This window comes from Comamonas sp. GCA5, from assembly GCF_036541385.1.
In the GTDB taxonomy this organism is placed as follows: Bacteria; Pseudomonadota; Gammaproteobacteria; order Burkholderiales; family Burkholderiaceae_C; genus Comamonas; species Comamonas aquatica.
Genome location: NZ_JAZHFR010000216.1, coordinates 1 through 612, shown reverse-complemented (window position 1 = coordinate 612; position 612 = coordinate 1). Strand labels below are relative to the sequence as shown.

1 protein-coding gene is annotated in these 612 nt (G+C 53.1%); it reads right to left on the bottom strand.

The window, feature by feature from the left end; all coding sequences use genetic code 11:
* Positions 1-9: 9 nt before the first annotated feature.
* Positions 10-612: pyridoxal phosphate-dependent decarboxylase family protein (locus SJH88_RS19320; protein ID WP_274755409.1), on the bottom strand; the 603-nt coding region annotated here is incomplete at its 5' end.

The window sequence follows — 612 nt, the reverse complement described above, 5'->3', positions numbered from 1 at the left end:
TATTATCAATTAGTCGATCGCTGGTTGATAAGTCCCATCAGCAATAGGTTTTTTTATGCGATCGGCCTCACGGAGTACCTGTGCCAGCAACTGCTGAACGTTTTCCAGCGTGGCAATCGGGCTCAAGGTGGTCATCTTCAACGATTGCACTTGCCCCACTTTGGTCACGCCAATATTGGCTTCACCGCGTGCAAACAATTCGTCGGCCACGTTTTGGTTCAGCGTATCCAGCAGTTCGGCGGGGTAGCCTTGGGGCACCACGCGGAACAAGACGGATGCAAACTGCGGCGCCACCAGCAGCTCCAAACCGTCGGTAGTCTTGATGTGATCAGCCACCGCACGCGTCAGCGTCACGCCGTGGTCAATCATGGAACCATAGAGTTCTTCACCCAAAGCCTCAATCGTCATCCACAACTTCAACGCATCAAAACGGCGCGTGGTTTGCAGCGATTTGGACACCAGATTCGGCACGCCATGCTCTTCGTCGTAAGCCGAGTTCAGATACTCCGCCTCGTAGTGCATGAAGCGGTAGTTCGCTTCGTCTTTGAGCAAGAACGCACCACACGATATGCTTTGGAAGAAATGCTTGTGAAAGTCCAGCGTGATCGAGTC